This is a genomic window from Amaricoccus sp. W119 (assembly GCF_047275745.1).
Lineage (GTDB): Bacteria > Pseudomonadota > Alphaproteobacteria > Rhodobacterales > Rhodobacteraceae > Amaricoccus.
On sequence record NZ_JBKQWU010000009.1, the window covers coordinates 18,168 to 40,989 of the forward strand.

21 protein-coding genes are annotated in these 22,822 nt (G+C 67.8%); 11 read left to right on the top strand and 10 right to left on the bottom strand.

Annotation, left to right across the window (positions count from 1 at the left end; genetic code table 11):
* Positions 1-95 precede the first annotated feature (95 nt).
* The 8 genes from murB to recN all read left to right on the top strand — a co-directional run bounded on the left by murB (position 96) and on the right by recN (position 9,978).
* Positions 96-1,016 (top strand): UDP-N-acetylmuramate dehydrogenase, encoded by a 921-nt coding sequence (murB, locus tag ACLJK8_RS07300; protein WP_413149451.1) that lies wholly within the window; start codon positions 96-98, stop codon positions 1,014-1,016.
* 66 nt (positions 1,017-1,082) lie between these two features.
* Complete coding sequence (locus ACLJK8_RS07305) at positions 1,083-1,997, top strand: D-alanine--D-alanine ligase (RefSeq protein WP_413149452.1); 915 nt, start codon at positions 1,083-1,085, stop codon at positions 1,995-1,997.
* Complete coding sequence (locus ACLJK8_RS07310) at positions 1,985-2,884, top strand: cell division protein FtsQ/DivIB (protein ID WP_413149453.1); 900 nt, start codon at positions 1,985-1,987, stop codon at positions 2,882-2,884. Before ACLJK8_RS07305 ends, ACLJK8_RS07310 begins: the two co-directional genes overlap by 13 nt.
* Positions 2,881-4,212 carry a cell division protein FtsA gene (gene ftsA / locus ACLJK8_RS07315; protein WP_413149454.1) on the top strand — a complete coding sequence of 444 codons (1,332 nt, stop codon included), beginning with the start codon at positions 2,881-2,883 and terminating at the stop codon, positions 4,210-4,212. The genes ACLJK8_RS07310 and ftsA overlap by 4 nt, the downstream gene beginning before the upstream one ends.
* 177 nt (positions 4,213-4,389) lie before the next feature.
* Positions 4,390-5,910: a cell division protein FtsZ gene (gene ftsZ / locus ACLJK8_RS07320; protein ID WP_413149455.1), complete on the top strand. Its 1,521-nt coding sequence runs from the start codon at positions 4,390-4,392 to the stop codon at positions 5,908-5,910.
* Between the two features lie 470 nt (positions 5,911-6,380).
* A complete protein-coding gene (gene lpxC, locus ACLJK8_RS07325; RefSeq protein WP_413149456.1) occupies positions 6,381-7,301 on the top strand; it encodes a UDP-3-O-acyl-N-acetylglucosamine deacetylase in 921 nt (306 codons plus the stop codon).
* Positions 7,302-7,439: 138 nt separating this feature from the next.
* Complete coding sequence (locus tag ACLJK8_RS07330) at positions 7,440-8,297, top strand: outer membrane protein assembly factor BamD (RefSeq protein ID WP_413149457.1); 858 nt, start codon at positions 7,440-7,442, stop codon at positions 8,295-8,297.
* A gap of 31 nt (positions 8,298-8,328) precedes the next feature.
* Complete coding sequence (gene recN / locus ACLJK8_RS07335; RefSeq protein ID WP_413149458.1) at positions 8,329-9,978, top strand: DNA repair protein RecN; 1,650 nt, start codon at positions 8,329-8,331, stop codon at positions 9,976-9,978.
* A gap of 33 nt (positions 9,979-10,011) precedes the next feature.
* Here the strand turns inward: recN and ACLJK8_RS07340 are convergent, their stop codons facing one another.
* From ACLJK8_RS07340 to ACLJK8_RS07375, 8 genes are all read right to left on the bottom strand, one after another.
* Positions 10,012-10,356, bottom strand: a complete 345-nt coding sequence (locus tag ACLJK8_RS07340; protein ID WP_413149459.1) for a DUF427 domain-containing protein — start codon at positions 10,354-10,356, stop codon at positions 10,012-10,014.
* A gap of 28 nt (positions 10,357-10,384) precedes the next feature.
* Entirely contained in the window at positions 10,385-12,187 is a 1,803-nt protein-coding gene (locus tag ACLJK8_RS07345; RefSeq protein ID WP_413149460.1) for an aminopeptidase P family protein, read from the bottom strand.
* 347 nt (positions 12,188-12,534) lie between these two features.
* Entirely contained in the window at positions 12,535-13,380 is an 846-nt protein-coding gene (locus ACLJK8_RS07350; protein WP_413149461.1) for a GIY-YIG nuclease family protein, read from the bottom strand.
* A 124-nt stretch (positions 13,381-13,504) separates the two neighbouring features.
* Positions 13,505-14,566, bottom strand: coding sequence for a putative zinc-binding metallopeptidase (locus tag ACLJK8_RS07355; protein WP_413149462.1), 1,062 nt, complete (start codon positions 14,564-14,566; stop codon positions 13,505-13,507).
* Positions 14,567-14,654: 88 nt separating this feature from the next.
* Positions 14,655-14,843: a PLD nuclease N-terminal domain-containing protein gene (locus tag ACLJK8_RS07360; protein ID WP_413149463.1), complete on the bottom strand. Its 189-nt coding sequence runs from the start codon at positions 14,841-14,843 to the stop codon at positions 14,655-14,657.
* A 146-nt stretch (positions 14,844-14,989) separates the two neighbouring features.
* Positions 14,990-16,864 (bottom strand): cobaltochelatase subunit CobT, encoded by a 1,875-nt coding sequence (gene cobT / locus ACLJK8_RS07365; RefSeq protein ID WP_413149464.1) that lies wholly within the window; start codon positions 16,862-16,864, stop codon positions 14,990-14,992.
* Positions 16,865-17,004: 140 nt separating this feature from the next.
* Positions 17,005-17,991 carry a cobaltochelatase subunit CobS gene (gene cobS, locus ACLJK8_RS07370; RefSeq protein WP_413149465.1) on the bottom strand — a complete coding sequence of 329 codons (987 nt, stop codon included), beginning with the start codon at positions 17,989-17,991 and terminating at the stop codon, positions 17,005-17,007.
* 108 nt (positions 17,992-18,099) lie between these two features.
* Positions 18,100-18,756: a DnaJ domain-containing protein gene (locus ACLJK8_RS07375; RefSeq protein WP_413149466.1), complete on the bottom strand. Its 657-nt coding sequence runs from the start codon at positions 18,754-18,756 to the stop codon at positions 18,100-18,102.
* Between the two features lie 117 nt (positions 18,757-18,873).
* Here ACLJK8_RS07375 and ACLJK8_RS07380 point away from each other — a divergent pair, with 117 nt between their 5' ends.
* A complete protein-coding gene (locus ACLJK8_RS07380) occupies positions 18,874-19,143 on the top strand; it encodes a BolA family protein (RefSeq protein ID WP_413149467.1) in 270 nt (89 codons plus the stop codon).
* 34 nt (positions 19,144-19,177) lie between these two features.
* Here the strand turns inward: ACLJK8_RS07380 and ACLJK8_RS07385 are convergent, their stop codons facing one another.
* Both ACLJK8_RS07385 and gatB read right to left on the bottom strand, forming a co-directional pair.
* Complete coding sequence (locus ACLJK8_RS07385) at positions 19,178-19,660, bottom strand: hypothetical protein (RefSeq protein ID WP_413149468.1); 483 nt, start codon at positions 19,658-19,660, stop codon at positions 19,178-19,180.
* Between the two features lie 12 nt (positions 19,661-19,672).
* Entirely contained in the window at positions 19,673-21,187 is a 1,515-nt protein-coding gene (gene gatB / locus ACLJK8_RS07390) for an Asp-tRNA(Asn)/Glu-tRNA(Gln) amidotransferase subunit GatB (RefSeq protein WP_413149469.1), read from the bottom strand.
* Positions 21,188-21,354: 167 nt separating this feature from the next.
* On the opposite strand from gatB, the gene ACLJK8_RS07395 reads away from it, so the two are divergent.
* Both ACLJK8_RS07395 and ACLJK8_RS07400 read left to right on the top strand, forming a co-directional pair.
* Positions 21,355-21,657 carry a hypothetical protein gene (locus ACLJK8_RS07395; RefSeq protein ID WP_413149470.1) on the top strand — a complete coding sequence of 101 codons (303 nt, stop codon included), beginning with the start codon at positions 21,355-21,357 and terminating at the stop codon, positions 21,655-21,657.
* A gap of 239 nt (positions 21,658-21,896) precedes the next feature.
* Positions 21,897-22,757 carry a hypothetical protein gene (locus ACLJK8_RS07400; RefSeq protein WP_413149471.1) on the top strand — a complete coding sequence of 287 codons (861 nt, stop codon included), beginning with the start codon at positions 21,897-21,899 and terminating at the stop codon, positions 22,755-22,757.
* The last annotated feature ends 65 nt before the right edge of the window (positions 22,758-22,822 follow it).

Consider the following 22,822-nt stretch of genomic DNA (forward strand, 5'->3'; position numbering starts at 1 on the left):
GCCCGCCTTCGGCGCTGAACGGGTGCCGGGTGCCGATGCGTGGCGGATCGTAAAGACTGGTGGACCAGAGTCGCCCACGGAACCCGGAGACGGTGATGACGACGAACCTTCCTCCGGTGCGCGGGGCCCTGACGCGGGGGCGGCCGATGGCCGAACTGACCTGGCTGCGCGTCGGCGGTCCCGCCGATGCGCTGTTCCAGCCGGCGGACGAAGCCGACCTCGCCGCCTTCCTCGCCGCCGTGCCGCCCGAGGTGCCGGTCTTCCCGATGGGGGTCGGGTCCAATCTGATCGTGCGGGACGGCGGCATCGAGGGCGTGGTGATCCGCCTCGGCCGCGCCTTCGCGGAGATCCGCGTCGAGGGCGAGCGGGTGATCGCCGGCGCCGCGGCGCTCGATTCGCGAGTCGCGCGCCGCGCGGTGGAGGCTGGGATCGACCTCACCTTCCTGCGCACCATCCCGGGCTCGATCGGCGGCGCCGCGCGGCTCAACGCGGGCTGTTACGGCAGCTACGTCGCGGATGTCTTTGAAAGCGCCCGCGCGATCGACCGTCGGGGGCGGAGTGTCACGCTCGGCCCGGACGACATGGGCTTCGGCTATCGCCACACCGGGCTGCCGCCGGATCTCGTCATCACCGAGATGACGCTCCGGGGTCCGCGCGGTGATTCGGAGGCGCTCGCCGCCATGATGGCGGAGCAGGTCGCCCGCCGCGATGCCAGTCAGCCGATGAAGGAACGCTCCGCCGGTTCGACCTTCCGCAACCCGGCCGGCTATTCCTCGACCGGCCGGGCCGATGATTCCCATGAAATGAAGGCCTGGACCCTGATCGACCGCGCCGGAATGCGCGGCGCGGCGCTGGGTGGCGCCCGCATGTCGGCGCATCACGCCAACTTCCTCGTCAATTGCGGTGATGCGACGGCGGCCGATCTGGAGAATCTTGGTGAAGAAGTGCGAAAAAAGGTTTTGGATTCAACCGGAATCCAGCTAGAGTGGGAAATCATGCGGATCGGCCGAAAATAAGGCCGGACGGTGGGCGACCCCAGCAAAGGCTCGAAGAGTCGCGGGGCGTTTCGGAACGAGGCGGGCATGTCGAGCAGGACAGCAGCCCGTATCGCGGTCCTGATGGGCGGCCGGTCGGCCGAGCGAGAAGTGTCGCTCGTCTCCGGACGCGAGTGCGCGGCCGCGCTGCGGGAGGAAGGATACGAAGTTATCGAGGTCGATGCCGGCCCCGATCTCGCATCCGTCCTGATCTCCGAGAAGCCCGATGTGGCGTTCAACGCGCTGCATGGACGGTGGGGCGAGGACGGTTGCGTCCAGGGGCTGCTCGAATGGTTGCGCATTCCCTACACACATTCCGGTGTTCTCGCCTCGGCGCTCGCCATGGACAAGGCGCGCGCGAAAGAGGTCTTCGCGGCGGCGGGACTGCCCGTCGCGGAGGGAAGGCTCTGCTGCAAGGCGGAGGTCAGGAGCTCTCACCCGATTGCCCCACCCTATGTGGTCAAGCCGGTCAACGAGGGGTCCTCGGTTGGTGTGTATCTGGTCCAGGAGTGCGCGAACGGCCCGGCCCTCATCGCCGACGACATGCCCGAAAGGCTGCTGGTAGAGCAGTACATTCCCGGGCGTGAACTCACTACGGCGGTCATGGGTGGCAGGGCCATGGCGGTGACCGACATCATCGCCGATGGTTGGTATGATTATCACGCGAAGTACTCCGCCGGCGGCTCACGTCATGTGGTGCCGGCGGAGATCCCCGAGGAGATCACAGCGGCCTGCCTCGACTACGCGCTCCGCGCCCATGACGCGCTGGGCTGCCGGGGGGTGAGCCGGACCGATTTCCGCTGGGACGAGTCCCGCGGTCTTTCGGGCCTCTATCTTCTGGAAACAAATACGCAGCCGGGCATGACCCCGACCTCGCTCGCTCCCGAGCAGGCGGCGGCGCGCGGCATGTCCTTCGGCGATCTGGTCCGCTGGATGGTGGAGGACGCGTCATGCGACCGCTGAGCGCCGGGCGCCGCGGATCGCGCCGTGGACCGCGCCGCGATCCCGCGCCGTCGCGGCTCCGCTACCGGCTCAACCGGATCTGGCTCCGGCCCGGTGTCCGCCGCGCCGTCAACATCGGCATCCCAAGCCTCGCGGCCCTGCTCGCCGGCTGGACGCTGATCGCGCAGTTCGATGCGCGGGAGCGGGTCGTCGCCGGCTACGAGGCGCTGCGCGAGGCGGTGGTTCGCCGCCCGCAGTTCCAGATCACCTCGATCGACGTCCCGGACGTCAGCGCGGATCTCGCCGAGCAGATCCGCACCGCCGCCTTCGTCTCCCTGCCCGCCAATTCGCTCGAAGTCGATGTCGCCTCCGTGCGCGACCGGGTGGAGGCGCTCGGCGCGGTCGAGCGGGCGCGGGTCCGTGTCCTGACGAGCGGCGTTCTCGAGATCCGCGCGATCGAACGCGTGGCCGCGGTGGTCTGGCGTTCGGACCAGGGGATCACGCTGCTCGATCAGGGCGGAACGTGGGTCGCGGAAGTGGACAGCCGCCTGCGCCGCGTCGATCTGCCCCTGATCGCCGGCAACGGCGCGGACGGCCATGTCGGCGAGGCGCTCGCGCTTTTCGCCGAGGCCGCGCCTTTGCGCGAACGGGTCAGGGGGCTGGTGCGTGTCGGCGAACGGCGCTGGGACTTGGTGCTCGACCGGGGCCAGACGATCCGGCTGCCGGAGCGGGACCCGCTCGCGGCGCTCGGACACGCGGTGGCGCTCGAGACCGGGCAGCGGGTTTTCGCGCGCGAGGTCACGGTGATGGACCTGCGCGATCCGCGCCGGCCGATCCTGCGGCTGAGCCCATACGGAAAAGAAGAACTGGCGCGGATACGCGCCCAAGCGGCGGGAGAAGATGCATGAGGCGCCAGCTTTACCAGGTGCAACGGGCGATGCGGGCTCGTCGCGAGGCGGCGCTGAAACGGGGCGTGATCGCGGTTCTCGACATCGGCACGTCGAAGGTCGCCTGCCTCGTGCTGCAATTCGTCCCGGACGATGCGAGCGGCTCGGGCGACCGGCCGACCCTGCGCCAGGGCGCTTTCCGCGTGATCGGCGCCGCCAATACCCGCTCGCGGGGCGTCGCCTTCGGCGAGATCGCCTCGATGGAGGAATGCGAGCGCGCGATCAGGACCGCGATCCAGGGCGCGCAGCGCATGGCGAACCTGCGCGTCGACCACGTGATCGTGAGCTTCGCGGGCGGGCGTCCGCGTTCGTACGGGCTGAGCGGGGAGACCGAGGTCCGGCACGGCGCGGTCGCGGAACGCGACATCGGCCACGTGCTCGCCGCCTGCGAGGTGCCCGACTACGGTCATGATTTCGAAGCGATCCACGCGCTTCCGGTGAACTTCTGCCTCGACGGGCGCACCGGCCTCTCCGACCCGCGGGGACAGATCGGCAGCACGCTCTCCGTAGACATGCATCTGCTCACGATCAACGCCGCCGCGCTGCGCAATGTGCTGCATTGCATCCGGCGCTGCGACCTCGAACTCGCCGGCGTCACGGTCGGCGCCTATGCGAGCGGGCTTGCGAGCCTGATCGAGGACGAGCAGGAGCTTGGCGCCGCCTGTATCGACATCGGCGCCGGCTCGACCGGCATCTCGGTCTTCGTGCGCCGGCAGATGATCTACGCGGATTCGGTGCGCATGGGGGGCGCGCATGTCACCTCCGACATCGCCCAGGGGTTGCAGATCACGCCGCAGGAGGCGGAGCGGCTGAAGACGATGCATGGCGGTCTGGTCGCGACCGGGCTCGACGACCGCGACATGATCGATCTGCCCGCCGCGCTCGGCGGCTGGGAACAGGAGCGGCGGCAGGTCAGCCGCTCTGAACTGATCGGCGTAATGCGGCCCCGCGTCGAGGAAATTCTCGAGGAAGTGCGCGAACGGCTCGACGCGGCCGGGTTCGAATACCTGCCGAGTCAGCGCATCGTCCTGACCGGCGGCAGCGCGCAGATACCGGGGCTCGAGACCGTCGCCGCGCGCATCCTTGGCCGACAGTGCCGGGTCGGGAAACCGCTCCGGGTCCGGGGGCTGCCGCGCTCGGCGACGGGAAGCGCCTTCGCCACCGCCGTCGGCCTCGCGCTCCATGTCTCCCACCCGCAGGACGAGTGCTGGGATTTCGAGGTTCCGGCCGACCGGCAGGGTGCGCGCCGCGTCACACGGGCGCTGCGCTGGTTCAAGGAAAACTGGTGATTTTGTGCAACAGCTGATGCTTATAAGTGCATCTTGCGACAATCCCCAACATGTTGGGCTTGACCTGTTATTTTTGCGTGACCCTTGCGGGGTTTCCCGCTACGCTTCGAATCAAGCAAGAAGAATCCGCGCGGGGGCGCGGTGGCAGGGGCAAACAGGACAGGCGGACCTAGAACCATGGCGTTGAATTTGAGCATTCCCGTTACCAATGATCTCAGCCCCCGTATCACCGTGATCGGTGTCGGCGGCGCGGGCGGCAACGCCGTCAACAACATGATCGAGAACGCGCTGGAGGGCTGCGAATTCGTCGTGGCCAATACCGACGCCCAGGCCCTGCAGCAGAGCCGCGCCGGGAACAAGCTTCAACTCGGCGCGCGAGTGACCGAGGGGCTCGGCGCCGGCGCCCGGCCCGAGGTCGGCGCCGCGGCCGCCGAGGAATCGATCGAGGATATCGTGGACCGGCTGTCCGGCTGCCACATGTGCTTCATCACCGCCGGCATGGGCGGCGGCACCGGCACCGGCGCCGCGCCGATCATCGCCAAGGCCGCGCGCGAGATGGGCGTGCTGACCGTCGGCGTCGTGACCAAGCCGTTCCAGTTCGAAGGCTCCCGCCGGATGCGGCAGGCCGAGCACGGCGTCGAGGAGCTGCAGAAGCACGTCGACACGCTGATCATCATTCCGAACCAGAACCTGTTCCGGCTCGCCAACGAGAAGACCACCTTCACCGAGGCCTTCGCGCTGGCCGATGACGTGCTCTACCAGGGTGTGAAGGGTGTCACCGACCTGATGGTGCGGCCCGGCATGATCAACCTCGACTTCGCCGATGTCCGTTCGGTGATGAACGAGATGGGCAAGGCGATGATGGGCACCGGCGAGGCGACCGGCGAGGATCGCGCCGTCCAGGCGGCGGAGAAGGCGATCGCCAACCCGCTGCTCGACGAGATCAGCCTGAAGGGCGCCCAGGGCGTGCTCATCAACATCACCGCCGGCCCCGACCTCACGCTCTTCGAGCTCGACGAGGCGGCGAACCGCATCCGCTCCGAGGTCGATCCGGATGCGAACATCATGGTGGGCTCGACGCTCGATCCCGAGATGGACGGCATGATGCGCGTCTCGGTCGTCGCGACCGGGATCGACGCCCATCTCCGCGCGGAGAACGAGACGCCGGTGAAGGCGAAGCTCGCCGATCCCGTCGCGGCCCCGGCGCAGCCGGTCGCCCCGGCGCGCCCGGTCGCGGCCGCCCCGGCGCAGCCCGCGCATTTCGCCGAGCCCGAGGCGCCCCAGACGCATCCGGCGGCCTACGCCGAGCAGGTGGCGCGCCCCGCCCAGGTTCCGCAGCGCACGGCGCCCTTCGGCCAGCCGAAGATCGACGCGGGCGAGGACGGACAGATCCGCCGTCCGGGCGAGCCGTCGCCCGAGGCGCTGCGCCGGCTCCAGGCCGCCGTTCAGAACGTGCCGAAGGCGCCGCCGATGATCCAGGGCCAGCCCCCCCGGGAGGCGGAGCGCCACAGCCGGCTCACGATCAATAGCCTGATCCACCGCATGACCGGCCAGACCCATCGCGAGGAAGTCCGGCCGCGGGCCGAGGACCCCGGTATTGCGCGGCAGCATGACGAGCGGCTTCCGGAGCAGGACTACGACGACAACGAGCGCGAGCGCGTCGACATTCCCGCCTTCCTCCGCCGCCAGGCGAATTGAGCGAGGTTCCCCGAACTCAAGGCCACTTCCCCCCAAGTGACCTCCAAGGCACCCTGATCGGGTGCCTTTTTTCTTGGCGTGGCCGCCGGGCCTCGCACGGGTCACACCGGCCGGCATCGAGCCCGCCATGCCCGGCGGACAGCCGGGGGGCGTTCGGATGGGTCGTCCCGGCAACGACGGGCGGAAAGGCGAGAAGGCATCGGTTGGCAATCGAGCCGACGGGGGCGCCGGTCGCGCCCATGCCGCGCTCAAGGGGCGGCTGGTCGGGCCTCGGGCGCTGGCGCGCGCGGGTTCGACTTCTCCGCGCCGCCCTTTTTCTGAACAACCGCGTGGAAGATGCGACGAACACTGTTACAAACGGTCACAAAGCTTGATTTGTGACAGTTCGAACAAGTTCCTAAGTTCAGAGCAACACGGCGGGACCGCGTCCGATGGCGCGCGTCGCGAATTCACCGAAATCGAGGGCTGAGATGCAAACGACTTTGAAGCGAGATGTGTCGCTCGTCGGCATGGGCCTCCACTCGGGCCGCCCGGCGCGCCTGATTCTGCGGCCGGCGACCCAGGGGGGAATCCGGTTCCGACGCAGCGATGTGACCGACCGCGACAACATCATTCCCGCGCGCTACGACCGCGTGACCGACACGACGCTCTGCACGCTCCTGTCGAACGAGGCCGGGGTTTCCGTCTCCACGGTGGAGCACCTGATGGCGGCGCTCGCCGGCACGGGGGTCACGCATGCGATGATCGATATCGACGGGCCGGAAGTGCCGATCATGGACGGCAGCGCACTGCGGTTCGCACATGCGATCCTGAGGACCGGACTGACGACGCTCGACGGCGCGCCGCGGGCGATCCGGGTGCTGAAGCCGATAACGCTCGAGGAAAAGGGCGGCGTCTTCGCCGAACTGCGCCCGGCGGCGGCGCTCACGATCGATTTCGAGATCGACTTCGCCGACGCGGCGATCAGCCGTCAGCACAAGGCGCTGTCGATGGTGAACGGCACCTTCCTGCATGAACTGGCCGATTGCCGGACCTTCTGCCGCCGGCAGGATGTCGAGGCGATGCAGGCGCGAGGTCTCGCGCTCGGCGGTTCGCTCGACAATGCGATCGTGGTCGATGGCGAGAAGATCCTGAACCCCGGCGGGCTGCGCCGGTCGGACGAGTTCGTCCGGCACAAGATGCTCGACGCGCTCGGCGACCTCGCGCTGGCGGGGGCACCGATCATCGGCGCCTATCGCGGCGTGCGGGCCGGCCATGGGGTGACGAACCGTCTGCTCCGCAAGATGTTCGCGACCGAGGGCGCCTGGGAAGAGGCGATGCTCGACGCGGAGGAGGCCGGGGCGCTGCCCGGCGCGGGGATCGACGCCGGCGACATCGCCCGCGCCGGCTGAGATGGCAGGTCTTGGCGCGGCCCGTGATCGGGCTGCGCTTTTCGTTTTACCCCCCTCGAAAAGCTGTGCTAACTGAACCCGCCGGAGCGGCCGCGATGAGGGCCGTCCGGGCCGGAACTACTGAGGGTCAGGATGCGAATGGAGCGTTTGACAGGTCGTGGTCTGGCGCTCCTGGTCATTCTCGGCACCACCGCGGTCGCGGGGTGCTCCGGCGATTACCACTTGCCGAGGTTCGGCGACGCCGAAGCCGCGCTGGAGACCAGAACGCCCGAGGAGATCTACCTTGACGGCGAGCGCTTGCTCGCGGAGGGCGGGGCCGAGCAGGCCGGCGAGACCTTTGGCGAAGTTGAGCGCCTATACCCGTATTCCGATTGGGCGAAGCGCGCGATGCTGATGTCAGCCTTCGCCTATCACGAGGCGGCGATGTACGACGAGAGCCGCTCGGCGGCTGAACGGTATCTCGAATTCTTCCCCGCCGATGTCGATGCGCCCTATGCGCAGTTCATCATCGCGCTCTCCTACTACGACCAGATCGTCGATATCGGCCGCGACCAGGACAACACCTTCCAGGCGCTGCAGGAGATGCGCGACATCATCGAGCGCTATCCGGACAGCGAATACGCCAAGTCGGCGCAGCTGAAGTTCGAGCTCGCTCTCGATCATCTCGCGGGCAAGGAGATGGAGATCGGCCGGTACTACCTCGGCCGGGGTCACTTCACCGCTGCGATCAACCGGTTCCGCGTCGTGGTCGAGGAGTACCAGACCACGACACAGACGCCCGAGGCGCTCTATCGTCTGGTCGAGGCCTATCTCTCGCTCGGTCTTACCGAGGAAGCGCGCACGGCCGGCGCGATCCTGGGCCACAATTTCCAGGGCACGACCTGGTACCTGCGCGCCTATGCGCTGCTGACGGGGCAGGGGCTTCAGCCCGGCAATGTCGGCGACGGCTGGCTCAACCGGACCTACCGTCAGGTGGTCCTCGGGGAATGGCGCTGACGACAACGCGCGGCGTCGCGGGAGGGGCCAGGTGCTGAGCACGCTCGCCATCCGGGACATGCTCCTGATCGCCGAGGCGGATCTGACCTTCGCCCCGGGCCTCAACGTGCTGACCGGCGAGACCGGGGCGGGCAAGTCGATCCTGCTCGACTCGCTCGGCTTCGTGCTCGGATGGCGGACGCGGGCGGATCTGGTCCGGCCGGGCGCGGCGCAGGGCGAGGTCACCGCGGAGTTCGCGCTGCCCGCCGGTCATGCCGCATTCGGCGTCTTGTCGGAGGCGGGGATCGAGGGCGCAGGTGAGCTCATCCTGCGGCGGACGGTGAGCGCGGAGGGCCGGCGGCAGGCCTATGTGAACGACCGCCGGGTCGCGGCGGAGACCTTGCGCGGTCTCTCGGACCTGCTGGTCGAGCTTCATGGCCAGGGCGACGACCGCGGCCTGCTCGATCCGCGTGGACATCGCGCGCTCCTCGACGCCTATGCCGGGCACGAGCCCCTTCTCGCCGCGACGCGCGCCGGCTGGACAGCGCTCTCGGAGGCGCGCAAGGCGCTCGACGCCGAGGAACGGGCGCTCGAAGACGCGGCGCGGGACGCGGATTACATCGAACACGCGCTGTCCGAGCTCGACGCGCTGAGCCCGGCGGCGAATGAGGAACCCGAGCTTGACGCCCGGCGCCGGGTGCTGCGCGCGGCAGCCCGGATACGGGAGGATGTGGCCAAGGCCGCCGAGGCGCTGGGGCCCGAGGGCGCGGAGGGGCCGCTCGTTCAGGCGCTCCGCTGGCTCGAAGGCGCCGCGGAGGAGGCTGAGGGCGCGGTCGACCCGGTGCTCGACGCGCTGGCGCGCGTGCTGGACGAGCTTTCCACCGCCGCCGGGGCGGTCGAGGCGCTGCTCGAAAGCCTCGCGTCCGATCCGGGGGAACTCGACGCGGTGGAGGAACGGCTGTTCGCGATCCGGGGGCTGGCCCGCAAGCACAACGTCGCGCCCGAGCTTCTGCCCGAACTCGCCGAGGATCTGCGCGCGCGACATGCCCGCGTCACCCAGGGCGCCGACGAGATCGCCCGGCTCACCGCCGCGGTCGGGGAGGCGGAGGCCGCCCATGCCGAGGCGGCGACGCGGGTCTCCGAAAGCCGCCGCGCCGGCGCCGCCCGGCTCGACGCTGCGATGCTGGAGCAGCTTGAACCGCTTCGCCTCGGCCGCGCGCTCTTCCTGACGGAGATCGAACCGGGGGAACCGGGGCCGGACGGAGCCGACAGGGTGCGGTTCGCGGCGGCGACCAATCCGGGCGCGCCCGCGGGGCCGCTGGAGCGGGTCGCCTCGGGTGGCGAACTCTCGCGCTTCCTGCTCGCGCTCAAGGTCTGCCTCAGCGCGCGCGGCGAGGACCCAACGCTCATCTTCGACGAGATCGACCGGGGCGTCGGCGGTGCGACCGCGGACGCGGTCGGGCGCCGGCTGCGCGCGCTGGGGGCGGAGGCGCAGGTGCTCGTCGTCACGCATTCGCCGCAGGTCGCCGCGCGGGGCGGGCACCACTGGCGCGTCGGCAAGGTGATCGAGGGCGGCGCGGCGGTGACGAAGGTCGAGCCGCTTGGCCAGGCGGCACGCGTCGAAGAGATCGCGCGCATGCTCGCGGGCGATACTGTCACCGACGCGGCCCGGGCCGCGGCCCGGGCGCTGCTGGAGAGCTGAATCCGGTTCCGCGAGCCGCCGGACCGGAGGCCGTCAGAGCTGTTCGATCGTCACCAGGCTCGGGTCGAATGCGACATAGCCCGCGATCCTGGCGGCTTCCTCGGACGGCTCCTCGATGGTCCAGGCGGCGTCATCGATGGAGCGGCTCTTCAGGACGACGTTGAAGAAGCTCGCCCGGCCCTTCTGGGTGTTCGGCAGCGAGGTGTCGGAGGCTTCGAGAAAGGCCATGGCCAGATCCTCGCGCGGGAAATAGATCACCGGCTCCCGGTTCTGCTCGAGCAGTTCGAGCGCCCGCTTGCTGTCCCCGATCACCGCGCCATCGGCTCGGACGACCCAGCTGCCCTCCGCGGGCTGGACTCGGATCTTGGCTGTCAGCATCGGCTGGTCCTTTCGGCAAGCAATGGTCTCAGATAGGCGCGCAGGCGGCGGCGAGCCACCGCGCGGTTTCGGGAGCGACCGCCGGTCCCACCTCGGCGAGCACGCGGGCGTGATAGGCGTCGAGCCAGGCCTTATCCTCGAGGCCGAGCAGGCCCGGATCGATCAGGCGGCGGTCGATCGGCACCAGGGTGAGCGTCTCGAAGCCAAGCATCAGCCTTTCGCCACCCTCGGGGATCTCCGCCGTCCGGACGGCGGAGAGGTTCTCGGTTCGAATCCCGAACGCCCCCTCGCGGTAGTAGCCGGGCTCTACCGACACGATCATTCCCGGCAGGAGCGGCTCGGTTCCCCGGCCCGACAGGCTTTGCGGGCCCTCATGCACACCGAGATAGGCGCCGACGCCATGCCCGGTGCCATGATCGAAGTCGAGCCCCGCCTGCCAGAGCGCCGCGCGTGCGAAAACGTCGATGTCCCGACCGGTGCGCCCCTCCGGCCAGCGCAGACGCGACACGGCGATGAGACCCTTCAGGACCAGGGTGAACGGGCGGATCGCCTCCCCGGGCACGGGACCGATCGCCACGGTGCGGGTGATGTCGGTCGTGCCGTCCGGATATTGCCCGCCGCTGTCGACGAGAAGGAGCTCGCCGGGGCGGACCGGCCGGTTGCTCTCCTCGGTCACGCGGTAATGCACGATGGCGCCGTTCGGCCCGGCGCCGCAGATCGTCTCGAAGGAAATGTCGCGCAGCGCGCCCGTCGCGGTCCGAAGCGACTCGAGCTTCGTCACCACGTCGATCTCGGTCAGGTCGCCGCGGGGCCCCGCGGCATCGAGCCAGGCGAGGAAATCCGCCATCACCGCCGCGTCGCGCAGATGCGCGGCGCGCGCGCCGGCCAGTTCCGCCTCCGTCTTCCGGGCCTTCGGCAGCAGGCAGGGATCGGTCTCCCACACGACCTCGCTCCCGCCGTCGCGCAGCCGGTCGGCGACCCAGACCGGCGCGCGGACCTTGTCGACTCCGACGCGACCCTCGAGCGCGTCGAGCGCCGGGCCGAAGTCCGCGCGCGGCGCCACGATGACCTCGGGACCGAGATGGTCGCGCACGTCAGGCCCCGCCTGGGCGGGATCGATGAAGAGGCTGACCCGCCCATCGGCGCCAAGAATGGCTAGGGCGAGCGGCACCGGCGTGCGCGCGATGTCGGACCCGCGGATATTCAGGAGCCAGGCGATCGAATCGGGAAATGTCAGGACGAAGGCGGCGAGGTCGCGCTTGACCAGTCCGGCCGCGAGCTCCGCCCGTTTCTCCGCCGATGACCGGCCGGCGAAGCCTTCCGGATGCGGGACGATCGGCTCGGCGGGCGGCGCGGGCTGGTCGGTCCAGACCGTATCGATCAGGTTCGGCACCCGGACGAGGCTGACCTGCCGGGGTTCGAGCACGCCCGCGAGGCGATCGATCTCGCCTTGCGTGTGAAGCCAGGGATCGAAGCCGACGCGGCCGCCACCGGTCAGAACCGAGGCGAGCCAGTCGCCCAGGCTGTCCTCTGGAATGCGCAGCGGCTCGAACAGGCCGACATCCACCTGATCGCGGACCTGCAGCCGATAGCGGCCATCGACGAAGATCGCGGCGTGATCGCGCGCCGCCACCGCCATCCCGGCCGAGCCGGTGAAACTCGTGAGCCAGGCCAGACGCTCGTCGCGGGGCGCCACGTTCTCGCCCTGATGCGCGTCGGCGCGGGGGATGAGAAAGGCGTCCACCCCGGCCTCCGCCATCGCGCCCCGGAGCGCCGCCAGTCTCGGAGCCCCCGTCGCGGGCGTGGTGCGTCGCCGGAAATCCTGAAACATTCTCTCTCCGCGCTGGCGCCCGCCCGCCGGCACGCCCTCGCTCCGGTTTATCGAGCGTTTGCGATCACGGTCAATGAAGGATAGGTTCCGCAAACCACGATTCAACCTATGAGAGAGGCATGCGCCCGGCCCTCGCGATCCGGATGCTCGTGCTGGAGCCGGGCAGGCCGTCGCCGACTAGAGCGCCACGATCGGGGGGACGCTCATGGCCCTGCCCATGGCGCTCGTCCTGTTGGTGCCGGGGGCGTGCTATGGATCACGCGGCAACGGTAAGTTGGGGGGCGTGGCGTCGTCTATGCGCCCGGGGTCATCGTCATGCGCCGACCGTCCCAATCTGGCCGAAGATTTCAATACCGAACTGCGTTGGCAGGCGCTAGCAGTTCGATCAGATACCGCCCCAGAATGCGCGCCGTGACGATCTCGTCAGGCCGATAGTGTCGCTGAAACCATTCGGCGATAATTTGATTGCCGCCGATCAGCCGGACGCTCCCGTTCCCATTTGCGCGCCGATCGATGCGCGTGCTGATCGCTGGCATTCCATCGCCAAAGCGAATGGTTAGGAGCCCGTCGGCCTCGCCGAGAAGACTACTTGTAGCGCGCCCGGGATTGATGATGCCTCGATTGTAGTAGGTCGGCTTTAGCCGGATCATGAAACGCCCGATTTCCGATCGCGCTTCCCCGCCATCGTCGATCAGTCCATCTTCGCCCAACTCCTTGTATTCCCGTTCGGCGGTTTCAGCGATCGTCTGGCCCTTCGTTCTGCCGTTCCAGGGCGGCGCGAACTTGAGGATCAGGATATCTTCCAGACCGCCGGCGAGATTGATTGTGAACCCCCGGAACATCAGATCCGCAGGCGGAGCGAATGCGAAGATCTCGACGGTCTCCCCGCGCCCGAGAGCATCCTTAATCAGACCATGGCATTTCCAGTTCGTGCTCTGGGTGCCCGCTGGCTTGCAGTAACCTTTCAATCTCTGCCCTAGAGACCGAGAGGTCTTGCCAATATAGAGAACTTGATCTCCCAGGCAAAATGCGTAAAGCGCGTTGCTAGCTGCGAACCGCGCTGCCATGCGTTCCGCGATGCCATCAAGAAATCGGTAGGCGAGCCATCCATTCGTAGCATGCCACACAGCTGCGCGTTCGAAGCCGATTTCAGTTAGATCGGTGGTGCCGAGCCGCATGCCATTCCCTGCCAAGTAGCGCTCCTACCCAAACGGCTCGTCTCGATGGACTCAGAGGGCCGGTCGGTTTCCGACGCACACAACCGCCTTGGGCCTCTGGCGTCTCGCGCCCCGGACACGTGCTAGAACCCCATGACCGTCAGCCCGCCTTCGGTCCCTCGTGAACCAGTTCGTGGATGAACCGGACCTTCTCGATCGCCGTCAGGCTCAGCGCGAAGGGGTAGAGGTCCGGTTGGCCCATGCTGCGGTTGAGGCTGTTGAGGGCCACGGTCAGCGGCACCCAGGCGGCGATGAGCTGGTCGACGTCCGTTGTCCGGTAGGGGTCGAAGGAGATCCAGGTGTTGACCTCCGGTTCGTCGGAGACCGCCGGGTTGATCGCGACGCCGAAGCTCGCCGCCGTGTCGAGCGTGTCGATGATGTGCAGGTAATGCGTCCAGGTCTCGGCGAAATCCTCCCAGGGATGCATGGTCGCATAGGCGGAGACGTAGTTCATCTGCCAGTCGGGCGGGGCGCCGTTCCGGTAGTGCTCCTGCAAGGCCTCGTTGTAGTCCCGCCGCTCGTCGCCGAAGATCGCCCGGCAGGCTTCCTCGCGGCCGGAATCGCGCACCAGCATGTCCCAGTAGAAATGTCCGACCTCGTGCCGGAAATGGCCGAGCAATGTGCGGTAGGGCTCGCCCAGCGCCTCGCGGCGGCGCTCGCGCTCGGCGGGGTCGGCCTCGGCGATGTTGAGGGTGATCGCGCCTTCCTCGTGGCCGGTCAGGACCGGCGCCTGTCCCTGGATGTCGCCTAGGAAGCGGAAGCGGAGCCGCGAATGGGCGCCGCCGGGGCTCTCGAAGGGCAGGTTCAGCCGCATGAGCGCGTAGACGAGGCGGCGCTTGGCGATCTCGATCGCCTGCCAGAGCTCGAGATTGCCGGGGAGATTGAGGTCCGGCACCATCTCGTTCAGCCGGCAGGATTCGCAGAACGGCTCCTCGGACTCGACCGGAACCAGCCAGTTGCAGCCGAGCACCGCCGCGTTGTTGCAGGCACGCCAATGCGAGCCGTCGCCGTTGACTGGCGTCTGGCTGGCGTCGGTCTCCTGGTTCATCGCGCTCAGCGTGGTTCGCGCGGGCAGGTATCCGAGGGGAAAGCCGCAGCGGACGCAGCCGACATTCTCGAAATGCACCAACTGGCCGCAGTTCTGGCAGGCGAAGATCTTCATTCGTAGGTTCCTTGCCCGCGGGGATCGGGAGCCCCGCGGGTCGCTTTGATCGTCGAGGAGTTGCCAGGCGCCGGGCGTCGGCCCGGTCTCAGGCGCGCGAGGCCCGGGGTCCGAAGAAGAACCAGGCGATGAAGCCCACCACCGGCAGGACCAGGATGCCGAGCACCCAGAGCACCTTGTTCAGCGTCTTGTCGTTCGAGCCGATCACCGAGATGATCGCCCATATGTCGAGTGCGAGGATGATGAGGCCAAGAATGCCACCGGTTTGAATGCGCATCTCGTGCCTCCGTCGCCGCGCCAGATCCAGTTCGCGCACGGAGTCCCTTCGCGGGTGCGCCCCGTGACGCGGGTTTCAACCTGTGCTGAGCGCAAAGGTTCCTCCTTTCCAAGCGAAAACTCACCGCCGGTGTTCACCGGGGAACGTCACCGGCGACCGCGGCGGCCTTCGCGCGCCGCGCGGCCGGGGTCGTTGTCGAAGAGCGCGGCGAGTTGCTCGGTCATCGCGCCGGCGAGCTGTTCCACATCGGTGATCGTCACCGCGCGGCTGTAGTAGCGCGTGACGTCATGGCCGATGCCGATCGCGATCAGCTCGACCGCGCGGCGGCGCTCGATCATCGCGATCACGTCGCGCAGATGCTTCTCGAGATAGTTCGCCGGATTGACGGAGAGGGTCGAGTCATCGACCGGCGCGCCATCGGAGATCACCATCAGGATGCGCCGTGCTTCGGCGCGTCCCGTCAGCCGCCGATGCGCCCATTCGAGCGCCTCGCCGTCGATGTTCTCCTTCAGGAGCCCCTCCTTCATCATCAGCCCGAGGTTCGCCCGCGACCGCCGCCAGGGCGCCTCAGCCGATTTGTAGATGATGTGACGGAGGTCGTTCAGCCGGCCGGGCAGGGCGGGGCGCTGCTGGGCCAGCCATTGCTCGCGGCTCTGACCGCCCTTCCAGGCACGGGTGGTGAAGCCGAGGATCTCGACCTTGACCTGACAGCGCTCCAGCGTGCGCGCCAGCACATCCGCCGAGATCGCCGCGATCGAGATCGGCCGGCCACGCATCGAGCCGGAATTGTCGAGCAGCAGCGTCACCACGGTATCGCGGAACTCGGTGTCGCGCTCGCGCTTGAAGCTCAGCGGCGTCATCGGATTGGCGACGACGCGGGCCAGGCGTCCGGCGTCGAGCGTGCCTTCCTCGAGGTCGAATTCCCAGGCGCGGTTCTGCTGCGCCTGAAGCCGGCGCTGCAGCCGGTTGGCGAGGCGCGACACGGCGCCCTTGAGCGGCTCCAGCTGCTGGTCGAGATAGGCGCGCAGCCGTTCGAGTTCCGCCGTATCCGCGAGATCCTCGGCGGCGATCTCCTCGTCGAACTTCGTCAAAAAGACCTTGTAACCCGGGTCGGCGTCGGAATGGGGCGGCGGCAGGTCGTCCTCCGGCGGCTCGGCCTGCTCGGCCATGACCTCCTCGTCGATGTCGCCCTCGTCGAGCGCCTCGGCCGCCGCGCGCATCTCCTCCGGGTCGCCCGCCTGGTCGGAGGTATTGTCCTCGGAAGAGGAATCGTCATCGGCCTGCTCGGGCGAGTCGCCTTCCGTCGATTCCTCGTTCCGCTGATCCTCGTCGGCCGCGGACTCGTCTTCCTCCTCGTCCTCGGTCAGCTCGTCGGGGTCGTCGCCAAGCTGATCGCCGTAGCCCAGTTCCTCGATCACGTGCCGCGCCGCCTTGGCGAAGGCGCGCTGGTCGCCGAGATTGTCGCGCAACTCCTCGAACGCGTCGCCGGCGCTCTGTTCGAGGAAGCCGCGCCAGAGATCCATGACGTTCTGCGCGCCGCCCGGCAGCGGCCGCCCGGTCGCGAGATGGCGCAGCAGATAGCCGGCCGCCTGCGCCATCGGCGCCTTGGTCTGGTCGGTGATCTCGGCATAGCCGTAGCGGCGCGCCTCCTCGGCGATCCGCGCGTCGATATTGCCGGCGGTCCCGGGCATCGCCCGCGCCCCCATCGCCTCGCAGCGCGCCGTTTCCATGCTCTCGAAAAGCGCCGCCGCGATGTCTCCGCGCGGCGCATAGCGGTGGTGCAGCCCCGCGTCGTGGTAACGCAGCCTGAGCGCGTACGCGTCCGCCGTCCCGCGCGCCAGCATCACCTCGTCGCGCGTCATCCGCCGCGTCACCTGCGGCAGCCGCATGGTCTCGTTGCTCATCCCCGGCGGATCGACCGAGAAGCCGACGCTCAGATCCGGATCGCCCGCCATCGCCCGCGTCGCCTCGGCGAGGGCCTTCTTGAACGGATCGGCGGGATTGTCGCTGGGCTTGCTCATGGTTCTGATAGACCGCGCGCGCGGTCGCTCCGCAAGGACATTTCTCGGCGCGGGCGGGCGTGAGCCTCGCGGGCGCGTCGGAGGCGCCGGTCCGGCCGCCGCGGGGGCTATCGCATCAGTTTCACCGGTCGGGCGACCGGTCAGCCGAGGCTGACGCTCGCCGCGCTCTCGGGAAGTTCCTTGTCGAAGCAGCGCTGGTAGAATTCCGCCACGGTCTGCCGTTCGAGCTCGTCGCATTTGTTGAGGAAGGTCAGGCGGAAAGCGAAGCCGATGTCGCCGAAGATCCGCGCGTTCTCGGCCCAGGCGAGCACGGTGCGCGGGCTCATCACGGTCGAGAGGTCGCCGTTCATGAAGGCGGCGCGGGTCAGATCGGCGACGGTCACCATCTGGCTCACCGTCTTCCTGCCTTCCGGCGTCGCATACATCGGGTATTTCGCGAGAACGATATTCGCCTCGTCGTCATGGGGCAGGTAGTTCAGCGTGACCACGAGACTCCAGCGGTCCATCTGACCCTGGTTGATCTGCTGCGTACCGTGATAGAGGCCGGTCGTGTCTCCAAGGCCGACCGTGTTGGCGGTCGAGAACAGGCGGAAGTACGGATGCGGCCGAATCACCGTGTTCTGGTCGAGCAGCGTCAGCTTGCCATCGACCTCGAGCACGCGCTGGATCACGAACATCACATCCGGGCGCCCGGCGTCGTATTCGTCGAAGACGATCGCGACGGGGTTGCGAAGGGCCCAGGGCAGAATTCCCTCCTGGAACTCGGTGACCTGCATCCCGTCCTTCAGCCGGATCGCATCCTTGCCGATCAGGTCGATGCGGCTGATATGGCTGTCGAGGTTCACCCGGACGCAGGCCCAGTTCAGCCGCGCGGCGACCTGTTCGATATGCGTCGACTTGCCGGTGCCGTGATAGCCCTGGATCATCACGCGGCGGTTGTGCTGGAATCCCGCGAGGATCGCGAGCGTCGTGTCGCGGTCGAAGCGATAGGTCGGGTCGATATCCGGGACCCGGTCGGTCGGTTCCGCGAATCCCTTGACGGTCATGTCGGAGTCGATCCCGAAGAGATCGCGCACGCTCATGTCCGCCGTCGGTTCCGCTGCCATGTCCAATCCGCCGTCCGCCATCTCAGTCGCTCCTCCGGGCACGTTCGCGCCCAGCCCTGATGTGTCCCAATTGTCTCTCCGACGCAACCCGCGCGTCGGCCCCGATGTTCCCGCCGCGTTCCGCGCGTGTCAGTCGCGGAAGCTCCGGCTCACCTTGATCTGTTCCCAGGCCCAGACGACCTCGGCCAGCCGGGCCTCGTCGTCGCGGCGGCCACCGTTCATGTCCGGATGCAGGTCCTTGACCAGCGCCTTGTAGATCTTGCGGATCTCGGCCTTGGTCTGGGTGTCCTGCGCGTCGAGGATCTCGAGCGCCTTGCGTTCGGTGGGCGGAAGGCGACGGCGGCGCGGGGCACCCCGCGCGGTGCCGGGATTGAGCGTCGCATTCTCGCCGAGAAGCTCGGCGGCGTCGCTGAAGCCGAACCGCTGCCAGGCGCGGCCTTCGGCATGGGGGCGGTTGCCCCGGTCGACCGTGCCGCTGAAGGGCTGGGTCGGGCGTTCCCAGACCCGGTCGGCGGCGAACTGCTTCTCAAGCTCCGCGTCCGAATGCGACTGGAAGAAGTTCCACTTGAGATTGTACTCGCGGATATGGTCCATGCAGAACCAGAGGAAATCGTCGAGGTGATCCGGCGATTTCGGCGCGCGGAACTTGCCGGGCTTCTCGCAGCCGGGCTTGTCGCAGGTCCGGTGCGAGGATTCGACCGCGCCGCTCTGGCTGCGGGATCGGGCCCGGCGCTTCTTGTCGGCGGAGACGGAGATGTCGAACTCGAATGGAGAGCGTCGGCTCATCGGGGGCCGTTCCTTTCCGGGCGGCTGGGCGCGGTCTTGCGACTCGGGCGCATGAGTTTAGTGTTTTGCCGCCGCGCGCCAAGGGCCGATGGCGGTATGATCGGGAGAGAAGGCATCGTGAGCGGGATCAGACCGGAACAGATCGAACGGAAACTGGAGGCGGCCTTCTCGCCGACGCGGCTGGAGGTCATCGACGAGAGTGAACAGCACCGCGGGCACGGCGGCTGGCGCGAGGGCGGCGGCACGCATTACCGTGTCGTCATGCGCGCGACGGCCTTCGCCGGCATGTCCCGCGTCGCCCGCTCCCGCGCGGTGCATGCGGCGCTCGCGGAGGAACTCGCGGGCGGCGTGCACGCGCTGGCACTCGATCTCGCGCCTCCCGACTGAGCCCGGTCCGGCCCCGCGGCTGCCCCGGTCCCGCTCAGTCCCGTCCGGCCGGGCCGAGCGTCGGGAAACGCCCGCTGGCGGGCGGCCTCGGCGCGGTCGGCGCGGGGCCGAGGATCGGCTCGTCGACGGCGCGTGGGCGGGGAACGTCGCGCGGAAGCTCCCGCGGGATCTCCCTCGGCGCGTCGCGCATCGTCTCCCGCCGCGGTTCACGGGGCGCTTCCCGCGGGGCCGCCAGCGGCGCTTCCCTCGGCATCTCGCCCGCGACTCTCGGGCTCAGATGTTCACGCGACCTGCGGAAAACAAGCACCGTATGCTCCTCGGTGCGGGCGCGGCGGAACCAGCCGCCGGGCGTCTCGATCGCAAGCTCCTCCGAACCGTAGTACTCCCAGCCCTGACGGGCGTGTTCGTTGATCGCATCGGTCAGCGTCAGCGCGAAAAGTTCGGCGGCGCTGGAGACGCCCTTGACCTTCTTCGCCTTCTTCGGCGCGGGAACGATCTTGTAGTCGTAGTAGCTCATGAACTGCCTCGCCTACTCCAGCCCGAGCTTCGCGCGGACCATCTGGTTCACGGTTTGCGGCGCGGCCTTGCCGCCCGTCGCCTTCATCACCTGGCCGACGAACCAGCCGGCCATCGAGGGTTTCGCCTGGGCCTGCGCCACCTTGTCGGGGTTCGCGGCGATCACCGCGTCCACCGCCGCCTCGATCGCGCCGGTGTCGGTGACCTGCTTCAGACCGCGCGCCGCGACGATCTCCGCCGGATCGCCGCCCTCGGACCACAGTATCTCGAAAACGTCCTTCGCGATCTTGCCCGAGATGTCGCCCGCGGCGATCAGGTCGATGAGCCCGCCGAGCTGGCCCGGATCGACCGGGCTCGCCTCGACGCCGAGCCCCTGCTTGTTCAGCCGGCCGAAGAGCTCGTTGATGACCCAGTTCGCGGCGGTCTTGCCATCGCGGCCGCTCGCAACCGCCTCGAAATAGTCGGCGCTCGCGGTCTCGGCGGTCAGCACGCCGGCGTCGTACTCGGTCATGCCGAAATCGAGCACGAACCGCGCCTTCTTCTGGTCGGGAAGTTCCGGCAGCCCGGCGGCGATCTCGTCCACGAAGGATTGTTCGAGTTCCAGCGGCAGCAGGTCCGGGTCGGGGAAGTAGCGGTAGTCATGCGCTTCCTCCTTCGAACGCATCGAGCGCGTTTCGCCCCGGTTCGGGTCGTAGAGCCGGGTCTCCTGCTCGACGGTCCCGCCGTCTTCGAGGATCGCGATCTGGCGCCGCGCCTCGTATTCGATCGCAGCCTGGATGAAGCGCATCGAGTTCATGTTCTTGATCTCGCAGCGCGTGCCGAGATGCGAGAAATCCTGGGTCTCCTGGTATTTCTCGTAGGCACCGGGCGGGCAGATGCTGACGTTCACATCCGCCCGGAGCGAGCCTTCCTGCATGTTGCCGTCGCAGGTGCCGAGATAGCGCAGGATCTGGCGCAGCTTGCGGACATATTCCGCCGCTTCCTCCGGCCCTCGGATGTCGGGTTTCGACACGATCTCCATCAGCGCGACGCCGGAACGGTTGAGATCGACATAGGAGAGGTTCGGGTCGAGATCGTGCACCGACTTGCCCGCGTCCTGCTCCAGATGAATGCGCTCGACGCGGACCTTGCGCGCGATCCCCGGCGCCATGTCGACGAGGATCTCGCCCTCGCCGATGATCGGGTGATAGAGCTGGCTGATCTGATAGCCTTGCGGCAGGTCGGGGTAGAAGTAGTTCTTCCGGTCGAAACGCGAGAAGAGGTTGATCTTCGCCTTCAGCCCCAACCCGGTCCGCACCGCCTGTTCGACGCAATAGCCGTTGATGACCGGCAGCATCCCCGGCATCGCCGCGTCGACGAGGCTGACGTTGGTGTTCGGCTCGGCGCCGAAGGTGGTCGAGGCGCCGGAGAAGAGCTTGGAGTTCGACGTGACCTGCGCATGCACTTCCATGCCGATCACGAGTTCCCAGTCGGCCTTGGCGCCGGGAATGATCTTCGGGTCCGGGTCGGTATAGGCGAGCTCGGCCATGCTGCTTTCCGCTCTCAGTCATGCGCTTGGGATGTGCCGTCTTACTGGCCCGGACGCCCGGCGGCAAGGGCTCGGCGCGGGCTCGGCACGGGCCTGGCAGGGGCGGTCGGTGCTTGCGCGCCAGGGCGGGAGCCGTGATGATGCGGCGGACCGAACGGGGTAATGCCATGAAAAGACTGCTCGCGCTTCTCCTCCTGCCCGCGCTCGCCGCCTGCGTGCAGCGCGACATTCCCGTGCCCGAGTCCGGGCCCGGGCGGCAGGATGCGATCTGCGCCATCACCTTTTCGCAATGGCTCGGCATCAGTTCGCATGATGTCCGGGTGCTCGGGCGCTCCATGAACGGCGCCAACGCCGTCATCCGCCTGGCCTCGTCGGAGCCTCCTATCGTCGCGAGTTGCGAGATGACGCCGGATTACGCGATGGTCTCGATGACCACGAATACCGCGACGACGGCGGAAAAAGCGGACTAGTCGCGAATCAGTTCTTTCTCGACAAAAATTGTTAGTTGCACTCTGAAGTAGCGTGTCTGATCGACGTGCGAATATCCGACGCCTGCCGGGTATCCAGGATTGCATGTAAGAACCTGATTTTGCTCAAAAATCAAAAAATGATTGGTGCGCCAATCAAGGCGAATGACAGAGTTCATGCTTGGTGGTATCCCAGCGGCTGGAATTTCCGGGTCAGTTCACTTCAATAAGGGATAAAAATCGTGGCGACATATGCGAAGCAATTTGATTACAACTTGGATGGGCTGGATTTCACCATCCTTGTCTTCGAAGCCGATGGCAAGATCCAGGCGACGATCAGCGTCGAGGAGGGCGCCGCTGACTTCAACGCGCTCTATTGGGGCGATGATGTCAACGACGGCGATTCAGTCAAGTTGCGCGACGCGCCGCTCAACATGAACGGCGCGAAATACCAGGGCTCGACGATCGACTGGGATGGAGCAACCAAGCTCTCCTCGCCCGGACTGGGAACGGCGGGCACCGACAAGGGGACCTATCTGGCCGAGGGCGAGACGAAAACGATCACGCTGCAGGGCGTGGATTCGATCGACGACGTGGATTACATCGGCGTGCGCGCGACGAGCACGACGACGCCGGAGGGTTCGATCAAGGCGATCGCGCTGGGCGAGCCCTGCCCGCCGCCGAAGCCGGTCGATGATGACTTCCCGCTCTGGGGCCAGGACATCTCGAACCTGACCTTCGTCTTCAACCAGACCGAGGGAGATACCAAGCCGAACGGCGATCCGGACGGCTACTATACCGTCAAGGTCGATGTCCCCGGCTCCTTCCCGGACGATCTTGATGACTCGATCGAGATGCTTCTTCAGCGGATGATCGAAAGTGATCAGCTTGACCTCGCTCCGGGCGCGGATCTGATGGGCGTCGTCATCAAGGGCGGGCTGCAGACCACGCAGTACTACGCCTATGGTTCCTACAACGACAACGGGACCGCGCCTGATGCGCTTCCCGCCGGCATCGGTTTCACGTTGCCGGGCGACAGCGGGAACGTCGTCAATCCGAACGACATCGACGTCGGCATCGCCTACGAGGATCTCTTCGTCTGAAAAGTCGCGGGACGGACGCTTCGGCGGTTCCGTCCCGCGGTCTCTCGAAGAGGGTCGCGTCGAGC